Source organism: Shimia sagamensis (genome assembly GCF_900182745.1).
Taxonomy (GTDB): domain Bacteria; phylum Pseudomonadota; class Alphaproteobacteria; order Rhodobacterales; family Rhodobacteraceae; genus Shimia; species Shimia sagamensis.
The window spans coordinates 109,559-125,167 of the sequence record NZ_FXTY01000008.1 but is presented as its reverse complement, the minus strand read 5'-3'; the positions used below and the strand labels follow the sequence as shown (position 1 = coordinate 125,167).

Below are 15,609 nucleotides of genomic sequence, written 5' to 3'. Positions count from 1 at the left end.
AACACAGTGCCGCGACTCACTCAAACAGCGGAACACAGCCACCGCCAAACGCCGCCGATGCCATGCGTGGGCAACGCATTGGCCCCGCCATACGGTCCAAAGCAACGCCCAAGGAAGCAACCAACGCCTTCACGTGTTCACCCTTGGCGCTCTGCCCGTCCTTGACCCAACCACTGGCGCGCAACACATCCGTGACGCTCTTCTCTCGAAGACACACCGCATCCACAAGGTAGCGATCTAGGATCAAGCCGCGCTTATGGCGATTGGTTGGACGCACACGGCGCACCGCCAACGCAACACCCGTGCCAATGCGACGGCGCAGCAAGTCGACACGCTGCCCGTCCGCCAACACCGCATCCATGAAATCGCCACCCGTGCCGCTGCTGCCCTGTGACAGGCTTTCCAGCGACGAACACTTGACGCCCGCGCACTCCCATCGCTCCACAAGATCACGGTAATGACGCCCCATAGCCACCTGACCAGGCGAGAACGGTGCGCACCACACCGGCACGGCCTGCCCTGCCTGCTCTGCCTTGCGCGTGGCCTTGGTATGGGCGGCACGGGCCTTAGCTTGGATCACGTCAAAGGCATCGGCCCGGTGCAATGTCTTGCGACCCTGATAGCCATCATGCACCCGAACCATGCCACCGCCATCCGTGCGCACCATGCGCCTTTGATCAGACATGCGCACCGGCCCACGCGCGGGCGCTTCTATCACATCCGGCCCAACCTCCGGCGGGACAGCGCCACGCGCCTTGACCGCCGCTATCCGCGCCGATTCTTCCTGCGCCCGTTGCTCAACCAAACGTGCAACCAAACGTGCAACACCGTTTGCCCCAACCACAATCACCTGCTGATCCGTCATGCCGCTGCCCCTTTTGTGTTTTGCTTGCGCACGTCGCGGCATTCCTGCATCGCCGCTTCACGCCCGTCATAGAATGCCTGATCCTCCGCCGAGATGGCGTCGCGTCGATCCAAGCGCATTTGAATATCCCGTTGCCGCCGAATGGACTGATAGGCGTCTTTCTTGATCTGACTCACCGTGTAGCCTTGCGGCCACTTGCGCTCGCCCAAAGGCACGACGCGAAACCACTTCATTAACTCCGGTGCCCATCCACCTTTGATGGCATCTGCGCCAAGCTGGTTGGAAAACACCTCCTGCATCAACGGCGATACCGATTTGCCACCCGTAGGCCGCGTGGTGTCCTTCACTCGCGCCAACAACACCTGACCATTTGGCACCCGATCCTTTTGCGGCCCGCCGGGATGGGCCTGCGCCCACTCGCGCAACTCGCCAAGCTGTGCCTCTGTCAGATGTGCCAAACACCCGCACACCATGCGCTTCATTTTCTCATAACCCGCCTTGTTGGTGGTGGTAGGCTTACCAAGTCCCAACCCCTCCAACGGATCAAACAAAAGCGCCATCACTCGCTTTTCACCTTCTGCCTGCGCTGCCGCATCCATGCCTTTCCCCTTCTCTGCAAATCCCACTTATCCACAGGCCAAAACGCCAATTATTGCCGTGCCTCGGAAGTTTCTTTTTCTTTTAATTTCTTCTCCTTTCCTTTCAGCGGCGCGGTTTTCGGAAGAAACGAAAACTTCCAAAAACGGCGCAAAGAATTTCCAAAACTTCCAGCGGAAGAATTGGCGGAAGAAATTGAAGCTGTCTCAGCGGCGCGTTGACAAAGCATTTAGCGCCTCTTTGATGCGTTTGACCGTGGCGCTGCCACCCGGATAGGCGACCTCCACCCAATCACTGATCTGATTCACCAGCTCCTCGTTGTCGGCATACATGGCCGCGCCGTTGATGCTCTCACGCAGATGCTTGGCAATGGTGTTGAGCCGCTTGCGCATCCGGTCGTCCGCGTGTTTGGCATCGTTGCGCGCCTTGGCCCCGATGGCATCCAGCGCCACTTCGGTGACCACCTTATGGGCAAGCCGCATCTGGCCATTGTCGCACTGCACCTGATACCAGCCATGCAGCGGAGACTGCGCCCGCGCCTTAAGCTCTTTCCAGCGCTCCACAGGCATCCGCAACAGAAAAGCCAGAGAGTCATCATCCACCGGCAAGGTGCCGATGGGTGTTTCATCCTGCGCCACAAAGAACAGTTCCATGCCAAAGAACCCAACCGCCGGGTCCGCGTAGCCATGGCGGCGAAACTCACTGCCTCGCCAGCGTTTGAGGTTCCATGGCACAAAGAAATGACTGTCCAGGCGCACCGTGGCGGAAATCGGGTAGTCTGCAATCGTGTCGTCTTCGACCACCTGCAAACGCGGTTTGGTTTCGGTCATGACGTCCTCCGATTGTCGCGTGCAAACCGTGAAGCGCAGACCAACTGCACACCGCGCCACGCCTGCGCATCCGCGCTGTCCACCGCGAGAAAGACTTCAGGGTCAATTTCAACCAACCCTCCCCACGCGCGCGTCGTTGCCGTGGGATCATTGGCCGCCGGGGCGAACCGAAGTATGGCATCGCCAAATTGCATGATCCGGCTCCGGTTTTTACCGGTTGGCGTGCGCAGCTGGCTGGCCAATGCCATGGATTGCGCGATATCTATGTGCGATGGCACAACGTAAATGTAGCTGACGCCCTGCGAGACCTCTTCCAGCACCACGCTGAGCGCTTGGGATGTGGCGTTGATCTCAATCATCCCTGCCCCCTGGCCGTACGCCGCCGCGCTAGCTCACGCTTGATATAGAACTCAGCCTTCTCAAGGTCTTCGATGTCGTCACCTTTCAAGCCCGCCCGCCAGATATATTTGACAGCGTTGCCAAGGGAGAAATTCATGTGTTCGACGATATCGATGCACTCCACACCGCTTGGATGTGAAGCGTAATGGGCCGGATGATTGACTGGATCGCTCATGCCTGCACCCCTGCCTTTTTCAGCCCGCGCGGGCCAACCGCAACTTTGATTTTTGCAACTTGCGATTCCAGCGCCTGCGCCTGCTCCAGCTTCTTTGTGCCAAGCTCAACAAGCGTGCGACCGGACGAAAGCAATTCGGTGATGTCTTCGACAACCTTTCGGATATCCCGCAAAGCAGCGTCCATATCGTCGTTGCCACCATCAGCGCCAAAAAACTCCTCACGCAACTGCGCGACCCACCCCGGCATCATGTCCAAAACGCTGGCCACGGTGTCATCGGTATCGCCACCGAGATAGCGCCCTGCATCAACGTCATAGACCTCGCCGAGCAAATCCATGATCTGGCGTTTTTGCGCCCGTGTTGGCTCATTTAGCTGCGCCGCTGGGGCCGCTTTGGTTTGGCTTGCATGTGCCATACTTACCGCCTTTCTCTTGGCCTCGCAGGTCGGGCACCGAAGCTTGCCACCGCTGACGACCCAACCCATGTTTTGAAGTTTCTTGTGCGCCATACCCGCCACGACGGTTGGCACTTTTTTGCGGCGCGACGGTTCGTGCTCACAGGCAAAAACCTCCGGTTCGCGATCACAGGAAGAACAGAACGCCCGCGCTCGTGGTTGACCATGGGCCTCGCGAAATGCTTCGATCATGCCCGCCCCCTTTCCGCCCGCGCGCGGCGGTCATTCCACCACGCGGATTGCAGGTTGCTGACATAGTTGCGGCCCGCTTTGGACAGGTCGCGCAGCGCGGTGTCGTCGCGCTCATATTTGCCCATGCGCCACGCCAGAAGTGCAGGCGCGGCCTTGTGGCCGACCTTGCGCATTTCCACTTCACCCACCTTGCGGCAGACTTCGCAGCAATAAAGCTGCCATGGGCGCTTGGGTGCGAAGTCTCTGGAGCACATCGGATTGAAGCACACACCGGGCGCAACCAGCGGATAGGCCGCAAGTTCCCGGCTTGCTGCCACGTGAAACGGCTCTGGGTCAAAATGCACCGCCGGTGCATTCGCGCTTATGGGGGCCAGCATAGTCATACCGCCAAAGCCCCCTTATGGGCGCTCACAGGCGCATTTTTTGACACCTCATAAACGGCCTGCTCCACTCGCTCAAAGGCCAGATCAAACCATTCGCTTTCAAGCTCTATGCCAATCGCCGCACGGCCTAGCTGCGCCGCCGCCACAAGCGTGGTGCCCGCCCCCATAAACGGATCAAGCACCAACTGCCCTGCATCGGTGGAATTGCCGATGTAATGCGCCATCAAATCAACCGGCTTTTGCGTCGGATGCAGCGCGTTTTTTGGGCGCGGGCAACGAAAGATGCGATCAGAGCCACCAAAATTGATGTCACGCGCCTTGCCCTTCCACAGGTAAAGCACATGCTCCAACCGCTTGCGGTAATACCGTGTCCGCGAGGCGGTGAGTTTGTCCCAAACCAAAAGGCTGTGATAATCAAACCCCGCCCCAACAAAGGCGGCGTGCGCGCGAAAGATGTTTTTGTCTTCGGCCATGACATAGGCGTCGGCATCATCGGCCAACGCGGGATAGATCACCGGGGCCATGTCTTCCCACGGCACAACCGCCATCAACTCACCGGAATTGTCATAGACCGATGGCGCAAATTTGCCGCCCATGGCTTTGGAAGCCTTGCCGCCCGATGTGAGCTTATATGGCGGGTCTGTGGCCAACAAATCGGCACGCACGCCCTGCTTGATCAGCTCAGGCAACACCGCGCGCATGTCCCCTTGGATCAGGCGGATATTGCCAATCGTGACCTCGCGCACGATGCTCATGAATGCACCCCGCGCCGCGCCATGCGCGCCACAACATCAGGGCTATACATGTGCTGGTGCACCTTCGGTAAAATGTAATCGCCTTCAAGACCACCAAGCCCGCAAATGGTGTAGAAATGCGCCGACGCCCGGAAGAAATCCCGCGACACCAAAATCTCGCTTAAGGTGTCTGCACTGCCCGGCTCTGTTGCCACTTTGAAGGCATCGCGGATCACCTCACACCAAAGCCTTTGACATTCCAATAGCTCTGGCTTCTCAGAAAACTCTGCACTGCCAATCACTATTTCAGCGTCAATCGTGCTCAGGCTGCGATGCACCGTCATACCGCCACCCCGTCAAAAAAAGCGACCCGATGCGCTGCGAGTAGGCAGGCACACCGGGTCAAGTTAAACAGGGAGGTTAGCGGGCAAAAAGACGACTCGCGGCCACGCCCGCAAAGTGGTGGCCAAGTGATGCGTGTCGAATTGGAGGAGTGACAAGCGCAGGTCATTCGGCAGGCTCCGCCGCGGAACTTGTCGGAACTCCCTCTGCCTCAAGGTAGCGCTCTATTTGCGCCATCTTAGCAGCAGTCACTCTGCCCGCGTCACGTAGCCGCCTCACCACATTGACATCACCGGCAGCCAACTTGCTGAAATAGCCTTCTGACCACCCGCGCTTCACGCAAAGAAACTCAACACGCGCAAGAAGAGACGCGGCAAGTTCCTCCGTCTCCGTCTCTAGCTGCTCAACTGGCCCAAGCCATACGTTATCATCATTTGCCATGCCACATGGCTATGACCGATATATCGGATAGTCAATGTCCGAAATTAAGGACGTGCCATTTTATCCGACATATCGGATAATGACGGCATGACCAATCAAGCGAACAGTGAAGAAATCACCGCAATCAAACAGCGGCTGAACGACCAGATCAAAGAAGCTGGCCTGTCAATGCGCGCCGCTTCGCTCGCGTCCAACAAGGGACCGGGATACGTTCAGGCGCTGATGAAAACGGGAAGCGAGCCTACAATTGGCGCGATCTTGGATATCTGTAAATCAAATAGTCTAAATTCAGTATTTGTTATTTTTGGTATTGAGATGTCTCCTGAGACGCTTCGTCTAGTTGAGCTGATGGAGCAGAACCCAGAGAAGCGCGACAGTCTGCTGGCACTTCTTGGGAACTGATCCCCTCTATCGTGTCATTTATTTCGCGCAATCGAGGCTCTGATAACCCAAGCGCAAGTAACTTAAATCGCGTAATTTTCATGGCCGTCCTCCTTTTGTGAAAAACCGCCCCCACAACCCTAACGGTAATATATCCTTGACAGAAGCCGTCAAGATCAACATATAACTTTCCTAAATTTAGGAAAGGTTGCCAGTTATGAAGGGTTTTCGTGCCGCACTGGGAGACGCCATCTCCTGCTCCGAAGAATACAAAAATGATGTGTATCGGTTTTCAGAGGACGCCGGGCTTGGGCGCAAAACGATCTATAACATCCTGAGAGATACCCGCCTGGATGAAAGCAAGACAGGACCAGGTATCTTTGGAATGGCCCGTGCCGCAGCGCTGCTTAACACGACACTTGATGCCCTCACCACAGAGAGAAAACTTCCGAAAGTTGAAACCGCGACGAAGTCAATTAAACCGCTCGCCACCCACACCCTGGAAACTCTAATTTCTCAAGTGGAGGCGGACGAAAATCGACTATCCGTCGATGCTCTTCTTCGAACTTACGCAAAATCGGGTGGGCGCATTGAAGCCTTCGTGCCGTGGCTTGATCGCTGTGATCAATACCACCCGCCAAATGCAAGATCCAAGAGACTCGAATGCAAGGAAGTCGGGCAGCAAAGCCTTGCAGCCATCACAATGCGATGCGCAGACAAAGACGTTTTGCAAGAAGCCGTTGACACCTTAGAGGACCGGGAACTTGCGGATAAGTGGCGGCGTGACTATGCGAAGGCTAGTAAGCTTGGAACTTTAACAACCATTGAAAACTTAAGCATCCAAATGCCAAATCAACCAGTTAAGGTCAGAATGGAGTTTTTGAGGTGCCTTCTGCATGTAGAAGACGCAGAAGGCACCAAAACCATTCTGAACTTTTCACTGCTGATCGTCTAAGAAGCCCCGGCCCGCGCCGCGCCAGAACGCTCGACAGCCTGCATCACCAAGCCCGTCATGGCAGGCAGATCGTCACTTGAGACAGCCACAAGCAATTCACTGTTAGAACGCGGCGCAGGCGGTTCAATCCCCCACTGGAAAGGGCGTCCAAAAATTCGGTTAAATCCATAAATTCCAGCGGTGGATAACATCCCGTCGCTTTCCTTAATAAAGCAGTAGGTCCAGTTGGGCTTCCACTTTAGCGAAACTGCCAAGTGGCCAATTGCGACAAACGCGCGCAAGGCAAGACGCGATCCGCGAACCTCCTTAGAGACGAACAAGTCCCCAAAATAGACCAACCGCCCCCGTATTTCATCTTCAATCGTTGGCAGAACAGCCCCCACCACACGGTCACTTTCCCCCCTGGCATACGCCCGCGAAAATACTCGCGACCAATAACGCCCAACCGTTTCCGATCCGAGATCCTCAAGGCGAGCGCACCCCATCATAACGGGCACACCGTCGCGCCTTGCCACAAGGCACAAAATGTTTCCCTCAGTGAAGTCATTCTGAAGAGGCGATGACATTGGCGTCAAATATGGCTTCCCGACATCGGTGACCAAATCCGCAATTTCGGATGGGTCCGTCACTTCCTCAACATCAAATCCCTTTTCTTCCAAATACGCCACCAAACGGCCTAATCTCGCAGCTTGCGCCAGTGTTCTCATGGTTACCCCCTTTAGTGCACCGCCGGAATTTCGCCCCAACTCCCCTGCATTTTGCAAGAGGTCAGACGACTCATTTCACCCCAAAGGCGATTGTCGCACGCGGCCCTAACCTATATTTCGGACATAAATATTGACTATCCGATAAATCGGACATAACGTCACCGAAACATCGGAGGTATTTCATGACCAACATTTCAAAAATCATCCGCGTTGAACAAAAGAAGGCCTTGCCACTCACCGCCGAAGAGGAATTGCCTGACGAATGGTTGCAGAAGGTCGCGGCGGGAGACGTGGACGCGCTCAACGAGGCGGCGCACTCCCTGAAAACCCAAGAGATGGCGCAACAGGTTTTGACGCACCGTGCCTTTGACCGCGCCCGTGCAAGCTTCCGCCAAACAACCGGCCAAACGCTTGTGACCCGCAAGGCGGGGCGCATCCAATGAGCTTTCAGGCCCAATTCACCCGCTTACAGCAATTCCTTCTATCGCTGGAATGCCTGGACGCCGCAGGACAGGCCGAGGCCTTTGCAAACGAGGCCCGCGAAACCGGTGGCACCCTGATCCCGCCCAGCGACAACACAGGCGCAAGCCACCTATTTGAAATCCAGCTTCACGACACTTTTGGCAGCGGAAGCTCAGAGGAAGAGGCAGTGCGAAACTGGAAAATGGCAGCCAAACGCAGCCTTGCACCACTGACCGTCCCTCAAGAGGCGATCACCGTCGACGATGACGACACTCGCGCTCACCGCGCCCTGTGTGGCGACCTCTTCTAGTGCCTGCCGCTCTTGCAAATCATCTTTTCCATGTCCGTGGGGTGGCGCTGGGGGCCGCTCCAAACCGGGCGCGTGTGACTTCTGACAGGCCACTGGCTCACGGGACGGCATCACACGCGCCCACAGATCAGGACAACAGCACCTGCCCCCAATTCCCGCACTGCGCCTGCCCCGGCGGCGCAACGCGCCCCGAATGCCCCAATCAAGCGAGGTAACACATGCCATCCCCCGTTGATCAAAACATGAGCCAAGCTGCCCATTTTGCCCGCCTAAATGGGTACAGCCAAATTCGCCTCTACAACACCGAAACACGCGCCTACCTGCATTTGTCTGGCGAGGGTGAAACCAAGGGCACGGACTACGCATGGTGCGGCTGGCGCTATCAGGCAGACGCCCTGCGCACCAATGCACGCGCCGATGGCAAGCCGTGGCCCTATGTGGCGGTCAAGAAACGCGATGAAAAGGCGCTGGCGGCATGAAATCTCCCAAAGACATAAACGTCTTAATTGGCTGTGAAACTAGCGGTGCAATGCGTGATGCGTTTTTGGCGCGTGGCTTCAATGCCTTCTCTTGCGACGTTCTGCCAGCAGACACGCCGACCAATCGACATATCCAGGACGATGTGCGCCGCGTGATGCACGAAGGGCGCTGGGATTTGCTGTGCGTCATGCACCCGCCCTGCACCCGCCTGTGCCGCGCCGGTCAGCGGTGGCTTTACGGTCCAAACAAGAGCCACCCCAAAAAGCTGCCCAAGGGCCGCACCTGGGCGGATATGATTGCCGAGTTTGACGAGGCCTGCGCGCTATTTGAGGATTGCCTTAACGCGCCGATTCCCCTGCGTGTGATTGAAAACCCGGTCATGCACAAATGGGCCAAAGAGCGCATTTGCGACCTGCCCACCCCTCAAATTGTGCAGCCGTGGTGGTTTGGTGAAAAGGCATTCAAGGCAACCGGCTTTTACCGCATGGGTGGCCTGCCTGGTCTAACCGCTACCAATAAACTGACGCCCCCCAAGCACGGCACCGACGAATATAAGCGCTGGTCAGCCATCTTCCGCGCACCTCCAGGACCCAACCGGTGGAAAATCCGCAGCAAGACCTTTCAAGGCGTTGCAGATGCCGCTGCCCATCAATGGGGTAACCACGCCCTAAAGGTGGCGGCATGACCCGGACTCCCTTTGACCATCTCCCCGCTGCAACTCAGGCCGGAATATTGTGCAGTGACAAGCGGTTTCACCGGTTTGTTGAAGTGCAGCTAAAACTGCAATCCGGCTGGATCACAGAAACCGGTGCCGCTGAATATCTGCGCCAGACCTGCGAGGTCCAAAGCCGCCGCGAGCTAACCACCAACCCAACCGCCGTCGCAAAATTCCAAACCCTGCGCACAGAGTTTGACGCACACATCGGCAAGATTTCACGCCCACGATAGAGAGGAATCCCAACGTGATGACCCATGAAAAACCACCAACAGAACCCACCGCATCCGGTGACGTGTTGGAACATGACCCCTATGCAATCCGCACAATTGAGCAGCTCTTTTCGCTGTTTGATGATGGCGAATTTATGAAAGACATTCAGTCAGGCCACAAAGACCTGCAAGTGGCCATGGTGGACCACAAAGAGGAACACGGCGCTAAGGGTTGCAAAGGCTCCATGACGATCACCGTGAACTATGCCCTAGGCAAGCAAGGTGACCTGGACATGGGTGCAACGGTGAACTTCACCCACCCCAAAGCACCACCGTCATCTGCCGCCGCCTTTGTGGACGATAAAGGCAATCTGACCCTTTACAGCCCACTTATGAAACGCATGCGCCCCGGCCTGCGCGACGTCACCCCGCACGACCCGGAAACCGGCGAAGTGCGCGACATCGACTAACCCAATTTCATCCAACCAGAGGCCGCGCTTACGGCTTCAATTCACAACATCAAACCAAAGAGCACACCATGTCTGACACAGAAATTCTCGCTGAAAATCCCGCAGAAACCATGCGCAAAGCCATGGAGACGCTTGGCAGTCACGCCGACCTGAGCATCCCTGACAACTTCGACATGTCGCAACCGCATCTGGTGGTTCTGCCAGATGGCCGAAAAGTTGAAGACCTGACGGAACACCATCGCAAGCTTGCCGAGTTCCTAAAACCGATGCGCCGCAAGGGCACGGCAAACCCGAAAGACCTACAAAGCTTCATTGACTGGTCCAACCGCTTCAAAGGCGACACTTCCGCGATCTTCGCCAACCCGGTCATGAGCGACCCATCGCTGACCTGCATTGCAGACTACCACGCAGGGGCACCAGCGGATGTCACCACGCCAAACGGCGACCCCAGCGCGCGCCACTGCCACCACAAAGCCATCTACAACTTCCCGCTTTCAGACGAATGGAAAGCGTGGATGGAGATTTCAGGTCAGGCCCAGGACAAAGACGTCATGGGCGAGTTCATCGAGTCCCATGCGCTTGATGTGGTGGACCCAACACCTGCCCTGATCAAAGGCATAGAAGCGGAGAACAATCAGCCTTGGGAAAACCGCCTGATTGAAATCGCGCAAAAACTGGAAGGCCGTTTTGGCAAACTGGCCGAACTGCTGTCCATGTCACGCCAATTCCAGGTGCATGAAACCAGCAACCTTTCAGTGAAGACCAATCGCGACAGTGGGGAGCAGGAAATCCAATTCCTGAACGAACACAAAGACGCAGACGGCCAACCACTCAAAATCCCGAACCTGATCACAATCGCAATTCCCGTGTTCCTGAATGGCGCGCCTTACCGCATGGCCGTGCGCTTTCGCTACCGCAAATCCGGCTCCAGCGTGAAGTTCATTATGTCGGTGCACAACCCGGAAAAGGTGTTTGAAGCCGCCTTTGATGAAGCGGTGACGCAGGCCCATGAAAACACCAAATTGCCGGTGTTTGTAGGCACCCCCGAAAGCTGACGCCTCTTTCTGGCCCTTGGAAACAGGGGCCAGCGACGGACGTCAACGCAAGACGCGCGCCACAGCCTAACCCCCAAGCGGGTCAATGAAGAAGGAGAGAGACGGAATGGCGGAAAACAGCGGTATCGAGTGGACAACCCACACCTTCAACCCGTGGATCGGCTGCACCAAAGTCAGCCCGGCGTGTGACCACTGCTATGCAGAGGTTCAGACCGCGCGCTTCAAACAAGTTGAATGGGGCCCACACGCGCCACGAAAACGCACCAGCGAGGGCTACTGGAAAACACCGTTGAAATGGAACCGGCAAGCGGAGGGTGCGACGGATCGCCCCCGCGTGTTCTGCGCGTCCTTGGCTGACGTGTTCGACAACCACAAGAGTATTCAGCAATCGTGGCGGGATGATCTCTGGCAGTTAATCAAAGACACACCAAATCTGGATTGGTTGCTACTGACAAAACGTCCGCAAAACCTGTATCGCTTCCTTCCGCAGGATTGGTCGGATCACGGCTGGGGCTACGCCAACGTTTGGCTGGGGACCACGGTTGAAAGCCAAGCCGAGGCGAACAGGCGCATCCCTGAACTTCTGGAACACAACGCGCGGCAGCACTTCCTTTCATGTGAACCCTTACTTGCCCCAATTGACCTCACCACAATTCCCTACAACGGCAATAACTATTTCTTGGATGCACTAAGGGGCAAAGTCTGGATGCCGGAAGGCAGCAACGACCTGACGCCCGGACACCTGCACAACGGACGCGAATACGTCATGCTGCGTCGTAGCGTAACTTGGGTTATAGCCGGCGGCGAAAGCGGGGCAATGCACCGGAAAGCCGACCCGGAATGGTTCCGGAGTTTACGGGATCAATGCCTAGAAACCCAAACCCCGTTTCATTTCAAGCAATGGGAAGGCCGGAACCAAAAAGAAATCAAAGCCTTGGGGCGTAAACTTGATGGCGTCGTTCATGATGGATACCCGACATGACCCTAAAGACGATCACCATAGGCACCTGCGTGTCGATAGTTGGCATCCCCTGCAAATCCCTCCCCGATGGCCGCGTGTCTATCCGGGTTGGGGATGTCGTCTATACCGGAAAACCAGTTTCAAAAGCGAGTGCATAAAATGACAGTGAACTTTGAAGCCCTACGCGCAGCCAACATCGCCCGCCAACAAGAGTGGCCAGGAAACGACAAAGCAGACGCCGCTTTTCGGGCGCTAGAAGTTGCAGATGAAGTGGGCGAGGTCATGGGCGCAGTCAAAAAATGGCTGCGCGCACAACGCGACATTGCCGGAACAACGCTTACCCTTGACGATGTGGCAGATGAAATCGGGGATGCCCTGATTTCGCTGGACCTCTTTGTCAATGAGTTGGGCTTAGGGCGGATCACACCGCTGCACCTTAGCCTATCCCGCCAATTCCCAACACCGGCAAAGCTCGCGCTGGAAGCCTTCGCGGACGCAGGTGAACTAGTGGACGCATACTTGGCGCTTGATGCAGCCCCAAGCGACCGCACCAAACAACACCACCACGACCGAATCCGAGATGCAGTCACCGGGCTGGCATACTGCATTGGCCGCCTAGCGAAACTTTTCGGCATCGATCCCAACGCCGCTGTGGTCGCGAAGTTCAACAAGACCTCTGAGAAATACGAGATGGCGACACGGATGGACGTGCAGGCCTGCAATTTCAGAACCAAACACGTTTACGACGCCTGCACCACCTGTGGCGTGGATGACGTGAAGGACTGCATGACAGAAACCCCAGCCGCATTGAAGGGAGAAACAAATGGCGAAACTTGCGACCCTTGATGAAGCGGCGCTTGATTTGGGCGTCCCCAAGGCGAGCCTACGCACCGCAGCAGAAGAGCACGGCTTTCTAATTCGCATGGGCCGTGCGATACGATTGGACCCAACCCGGTACGGGGAGCTTGTGAGAAAATGCCAAGGCCAGCCAAAGGCGCACGCCTCCACAAATACGACCACCGAGATCAATACTACATCTTCGACACCGGCTGTAAGCCCCGCTCTACGGGCTGCACAAGCCGCAGCGAAGCTGAAAAAGTCCTTGCCGCCTACATCGCCACGAAAGGGCGGCAAAGTGCTGCCAATGAACCCGCAAACATAACTTGCGGTGAGGTTCTGGCGATCTATGCGGAAGAGTACGCGCCAACGGTCGCCGCGCCTGATCGGATCGGCTACGCCATCACCGCCCTTTTGCCTTTTTGGTCTGAACTTAAAGTCAGCCACATCAAAGGCGAGACCTGCCGCCGCTACACGCGGACCCGCAAGAAAGTTACAAAGACCGATCCAAACACGCGCGAGCCAATCGAATTTGCCCCCGTCGCGCCTGGAACAACCCGTCGTGAGCTTGGCGTATTGCAAGCGGCGCTAAGCTATGCCCACCGCGAAGGCTACATCACATCTACCCCAGCAGTGACGCTGCCGGACAAACCAGAAGCAAAAGAGCGCTGGCTGTCCCGTGACGAGGCGGCAAAGCTGCTCTGGACCGCCTATCGCGGCCACAAGTCCAAACACCTGGCACACTTCATCTTGATTGCGCTGTATACCGGCACCCGCAAAGACGCGATTTTGAGAATGGGATTTGAGCCGAACACGGTTGGCGGGTGGTTTGACCTGGAGCGCAATATCATGTTCCGCCGCAGCGACGGGGAACGCCAAACCAAGAAACGCCGAACTCCAGCCAGAATCCCACGTCAACTTGCTGCGCACCTGCGTAGATGGAAAGCCTCTGGCGACCATTGGGCCGTGACCTATCAGGGCGCGCGGGTGGGTGACATCAAGCGAGCATTCACGAAAGCGGTATCGGATGCCGGAATAGAGCACTGCACCCCGCACACGCTGAAACACACGGCCATCACATGGACGCTTCAAAACGGTGCCTCAATCTGGGATGCCGCAGGCTATTTCGCAACCAGCCCAGAGACCATCGAAAAGGTCTACGGCCACCACTCGCCAGCGTTCCAAGAATCGGCGTTGAGGGCGGTCGAAAGGCGCTGATTTTCGAGGGTTTTGTTTACGCGTAAAATTTACACGGCAAAAATCACCGAAGCAAAAACCACCTAAACTATTGAAAAGATTGGCGCACCTGAGAGGATTCGAACCTCTGGCCTCTGCCTTCGGAGGGCAGCGCTCTATCCAGCTGAGCTACAGGTGCCTAAGTTCGGGGTATAGCCAGTGCAGCTACGCCCCGCAATCGCAAAATGAACGTCTAACCAAAGAGTTCGTGCGCCAATTCAAGTGCATCGATGAGCGTGTCCGCTTCATCTGTGGTGTTGTACAAGCCAAAGCTGGCCCGGCACGTCGCGGACACTCCCAGATGCTCCATCAGTGGCCCTGCACAGTGATGCCCTGCCCTAACCGCAACACCCTTTTTGTCAAGGATGGTGGAAATGTCATGTGCATGGGCGGCACCATCCAATGTGAAGCTGAAGATCGCGGCTTTATCAGCCGTTGTACCCTGAATTTGCAGCCAATTGAGACCTGCCAGTTTCTGCATGGTATAGTCACGTAACTTGGCCTCATGTGCCGCGACATTCTCCATGCCCAGCTCCATCAAGTAGTCCAGCGCCACCCCAAAGCCGATGGTCTGTACAATACCCGGCGTACCAGCCTCAAACTTCATGGGGGGATCGTTGTAGATCACAGCCTCTTTTGAGACCTCTTTGATCATGTCACCGCCGCCGATGAACGGACGCATCTCTGTCATACGCTCCGATTTGCAATAGATCGCACCGGAGCCCGACGGCCCATACAGTTTGTGGCCAGTAATGGCATAGAAATCGCAACCGATGTCCTGCACGTCTACCGGCGCATGCACCGACCCCTGCGAACCATCGACCAGCACCGGCACACCTTTTGCATGCGCCCCTTCGGTTATGGCCTTCACGTCCACCATAGTGCCCAAGACATTAGAACACTGGGTCACGGCAATCAGTTTGGTTTTTGGCCCAATCGCGTTAAGCACCACTTGCGGGTCCAATGCGCCTGAACTGTCAACATCCACCCACTTAAGCACAACACCCTGACGCTCGCGCAGGAAGTGCCAAGGTACAATGTTGGCATGGTGCTCCATCACCGACAGGATAATCTCATCGCCAGCTTCTAAACGCGGCATGGCCCAGCCATAAGCCACCATATTGATGCCTTCGGTGGTGCCGGAATTCAGCACAATCTCATCTTCACTGGCCGCATTCAGAAACTTGGCAATCTTGCCGCGCACCGCTTCGTATTTGTCGGTCGCCAGATTGGAAAGATAGTGCAAACCACGGTGAACATTTGCATATTCCATCGAATACGCCTGTGTGATTGCATCAATCACAACCTGTGGTTTTTGCGAAGACGCGCCATTGTCCAGATAGACCAATGGTTTACCATTCACTTCGCGGCTCAAGATCGGAAAATCAGCGCGGATTTTTTTGACGTCATACATT

25 protein-coding genes and 1 tRNA gene are annotated in these 15,609 nt (G+C 56.3%); 13 read left to right on the top strand and 13 right to left on the bottom strand.

All coding sequences use genetic code 11. The annotated features are described in order from the left end of the window. Positions 1-16: 16 nt before the first annotated feature. From QOL67_RS18305 to QOL67_RS18260, 10 genes are read right to left on the bottom strand one after another with little or no spacing between them, the layout of a single operon-like run. Positions 17-865, bottom strand: coding sequence for a hypothetical protein (locus tag QOL67_RS18305; RefSeq protein WP_283427430.1), 849 nt, complete (start codon positions 863-865; stop codon positions 17-19). After that, positions 862-1,464: a hypothetical protein gene (locus QOL67_RS18300; protein ID WP_283427429.1), complete on the bottom strand. Its 603-nt coding sequence runs from the start codon at positions 1,462-1,464 to the stop codon at positions 862-864. Before QOL67_RS18300 ends, QOL67_RS18305 begins: the two co-directional genes overlap by 4 nt. Positions 1,465-1,514: 50 nt before the next feature. Further along, on the bottom strand, positions 1,515-1,691 hold the full coding sequence (locus tag QOL67_RS18295) for a hypothetical protein (RefSeq protein ID WP_283427428.1): 177 nt from the start codon (positions 1,689-1,691) through the stop codon (positions 1,515-1,517). Beyond that, positions 1,669-2,292, bottom strand: coding sequence for a hypothetical protein (locus QOL67_RS18290; protein ID WP_283427427.1), 624 nt, complete (start codon positions 2,290-2,292; stop codon positions 1,669-1,671). Before QOL67_RS18290 ends, QOL67_RS18295 begins: the two co-directional genes overlap by 23 nt. After that, positions 2,289-2,651, bottom strand: a complete 363-nt coding sequence (locus tag QOL67_RS18285; RefSeq protein WP_283427426.1) for a hypothetical protein — start codon at positions 2,649-2,651, stop codon at positions 2,289-2,291. Before QOL67_RS18285 ends, QOL67_RS18290 begins: the two co-directional genes overlap by 4 nt. Then, positions 2,648-2,866: a DUF3310 domain-containing protein gene (locus QOL67_RS18280; RefSeq protein WP_283427425.1), complete on the bottom strand. Its 219-nt coding sequence runs from the start codon at positions 2,864-2,866 to the stop codon at positions 2,648-2,650. Before QOL67_RS18280 ends, QOL67_RS18285 begins: the two co-directional genes overlap by 4 nt. Further along, a complete protein-coding gene (locus QOL67_RS18275; protein ID WP_283427424.1) occupies positions 2,863-3,513 on the bottom strand; it encodes a hypothetical protein in 651 nt (216 codons plus the stop codon). The genes QOL67_RS18280 and QOL67_RS18275 overlap by 4 nt, the downstream gene beginning before the upstream one ends. Then, positions 3,510-3,896, bottom strand: a complete 387-nt coding sequence (locus QOL67_RS18270) for a hypothetical protein (RefSeq protein ID WP_283427423.1) — start codon at positions 3,894-3,896, stop codon at positions 3,510-3,512. Before QOL67_RS18270 ends, QOL67_RS18275 begins: the two co-directional genes overlap by 4 nt. Then, a complete protein-coding gene (locus tag QOL67_RS18265; protein WP_283427422.1) occupies positions 3,893-4,651 on the bottom strand; it encodes a DNA-methyltransferase in 759 nt (252 codons plus the stop codon). The genes QOL67_RS18270 and QOL67_RS18265 overlap by 4 nt, the downstream gene beginning before the upstream one ends. Then, positions 4,648-4,974, bottom strand: a complete 327-nt coding sequence (locus QOL67_RS18260) for a hypothetical protein (RefSeq protein WP_283427421.1) — start codon at positions 4,972-4,974, stop codon at positions 4,648-4,650. The genes QOL67_RS18265 and QOL67_RS18260 overlap by 4 nt, the downstream gene beginning before the upstream one ends. A 526-nt stretch (positions 4,975-5,500) precedes the next feature. On the opposite strand from QOL67_RS18260, the gene QOL67_RS18255 reads away from it, so the two are divergent. Continuing rightward, complete coding sequence (locus QOL67_RS18255) at positions 5,501-5,815, top strand: hypothetical protein (RefSeq protein WP_283427420.1); 315 nt, start codon at positions 5,501-5,503, stop codon at positions 5,813-5,815. 196 nt (positions 5,816-6,011) lie between these two features. Continuing rightward, complete coding sequence (locus QOL67_RS18250) at positions 6,012-6,749, top strand: hypothetical protein (protein ID WP_283427419.1); 738 nt, start codon at positions 6,012-6,014, stop codon at positions 6,747-6,749. Here the strand turns inward: QOL67_RS18250 and QOL67_RS18245 are convergent. Further along, on the bottom strand, positions 6,746-7,456 hold the full coding sequence (locus QOL67_RS18245; RefSeq protein ID WP_283427418.1) for a hypothetical protein: 711 nt from the start codon (positions 7,454-7,456) through the stop codon (positions 6,746-6,748). The genes QOL67_RS18250 and QOL67_RS18245 overlap by 4 nt on opposite strands. Positions 7,457-7,638: 182 nt before the next feature. Here QOL67_RS18245 and QOL67_RS18240 point away from each other — a divergent pair, with 182 nt between their 5' ends. From QOL67_RS18240 to QOL67_RS18190, 11 genes are all read left to right on the top strand, one after another. After that, positions 7,639-7,899, top strand: a complete 261-nt coding sequence (locus QOL67_RS18240) for a hypothetical protein (RefSeq protein WP_283427417.1) — start codon at positions 7,639-7,641, stop codon at positions 7,897-7,899. Beyond that, on the top strand, positions 7,896-8,228 hold the full coding sequence (locus QOL67_RS18235; protein WP_283427416.1) for a hypothetical protein: 333 nt from the start codon (positions 7,896-7,898) through the stop codon (positions 8,226-8,228). Before QOL67_RS18240 ends, QOL67_RS18235 begins: the two co-directional genes overlap by 4 nt. Before the next feature lie 218 nt (positions 8,229-8,446). Continuing rightward, positions 8,447-8,707 carry a hypothetical protein gene (locus QOL67_RS18230; RefSeq protein ID WP_283427415.1) on the top strand — a complete coding sequence of 87 codons (261 nt, stop codon included), beginning with the start codon at positions 8,447-8,449 and terminating at the stop codon, positions 8,705-8,707. Further along, the gene (locus tag QOL67_RS18225) at positions 8,704-9,393 is read left to right on the top strand and encodes a hypothetical protein (RefSeq protein WP_283427414.1); all 690 of its coding nucleotides are present in this window, start codon (positions 8,704-8,706) and stop codon (positions 9,391-9,393) included. The genes QOL67_RS18230 and QOL67_RS18225 overlap by 4 nt, the downstream gene beginning before the upstream one ends. Further along, positions 9,390-9,656, top strand: a complete 267-nt coding sequence (locus QOL67_RS18220; RefSeq protein ID WP_283427413.1) for a hypothetical protein — start codon at positions 9,390-9,392, stop codon at positions 9,654-9,656. Before QOL67_RS18225 ends, QOL67_RS18220 begins: the two co-directional genes overlap by 4 nt. 17 nt (positions 9,657-9,673) lie before the next feature. Continuing rightward, positions 9,674-10,105: a hypothetical protein gene (locus QOL67_RS18215; protein ID WP_283427412.1), complete on the top strand. Its 432-nt coding sequence runs from the start codon at positions 9,674-9,676 to the stop codon at positions 10,103-10,105. A 68-nt stretch (positions 10,106-10,173) separates the two neighbouring features. Beyond that, positions 10,174-11,160, top strand: coding sequence for a DUF2303 family protein (locus tag QOL67_RS18210; protein ID WP_283427411.1), 987 nt, complete (start codon positions 10,174-10,176; stop codon positions 11,158-11,160). Positions 11,161-11,266: 106 nt separating this feature from the next. Further along, positions 11,267-12,142: a DUF5131 family protein gene (locus QOL67_RS18205; RefSeq protein ID WP_283427410.1), complete on the top strand. Its 876-nt coding sequence runs from the start codon at positions 11,267-11,269 to the stop codon at positions 12,140-12,142. Next, positions 12,139-12,279 carry a hypothetical protein gene (locus QOL67_RS18200; RefSeq protein WP_283427409.1) on the top strand — a complete coding sequence of 47 codons (141 nt, stop codon included), beginning with the start codon at positions 12,139-12,141 and terminating at the stop codon, positions 12,277-12,279. Before QOL67_RS18205 ends, QOL67_RS18200 begins: the two co-directional genes overlap by 4 nt. Before the next feature lies 1 nt (position 12,280). Continuing rightward, positions 12,281-12,967 (top strand): nucleoside triphosphate pyrophosphohydrolase family protein, encoded by a 687-nt coding sequence (locus QOL67_RS18195; protein ID WP_283427408.1) that lies wholly within the window; start codon positions 12,281-12,283, stop codon positions 12,965-12,967. Positions 12,968-13,096: 129 nt separating this feature from the next. Further along, positions 13,097-14,176, top strand: coding sequence for a tyrosine-type recombinase/integrase (locus QOL67_RS18190; protein WP_283427407.1), 1,080 nt, complete (start codon positions 13,097-13,099; stop codon positions 14,174-14,176). 80 nt (positions 14,177-14,256) lie between these two features. On the opposite strand, the gene QOL67_RS18185 is transcribed toward QOL67_RS18190, so the two are convergent. Next, positions 14,257-14,333: transfer RNA gene (locus tag QOL67_RS18185), tRNA-Arg, on the bottom strand. A gap of 54 nt (positions 14,334-14,387) precedes the next feature. Next, the gene (locus QOL67_RS18180; protein WP_283427406.1) at positions 14,388-15,608 is read right to left on the bottom strand and encodes a cysteine desulfurase; all 1,221 of its coding nucleotides are present in this window, start codon (positions 15,606-15,608) and stop codon (positions 14,388-14,390) included. Position 15,609: the final 1 nt, after the last annotated feature.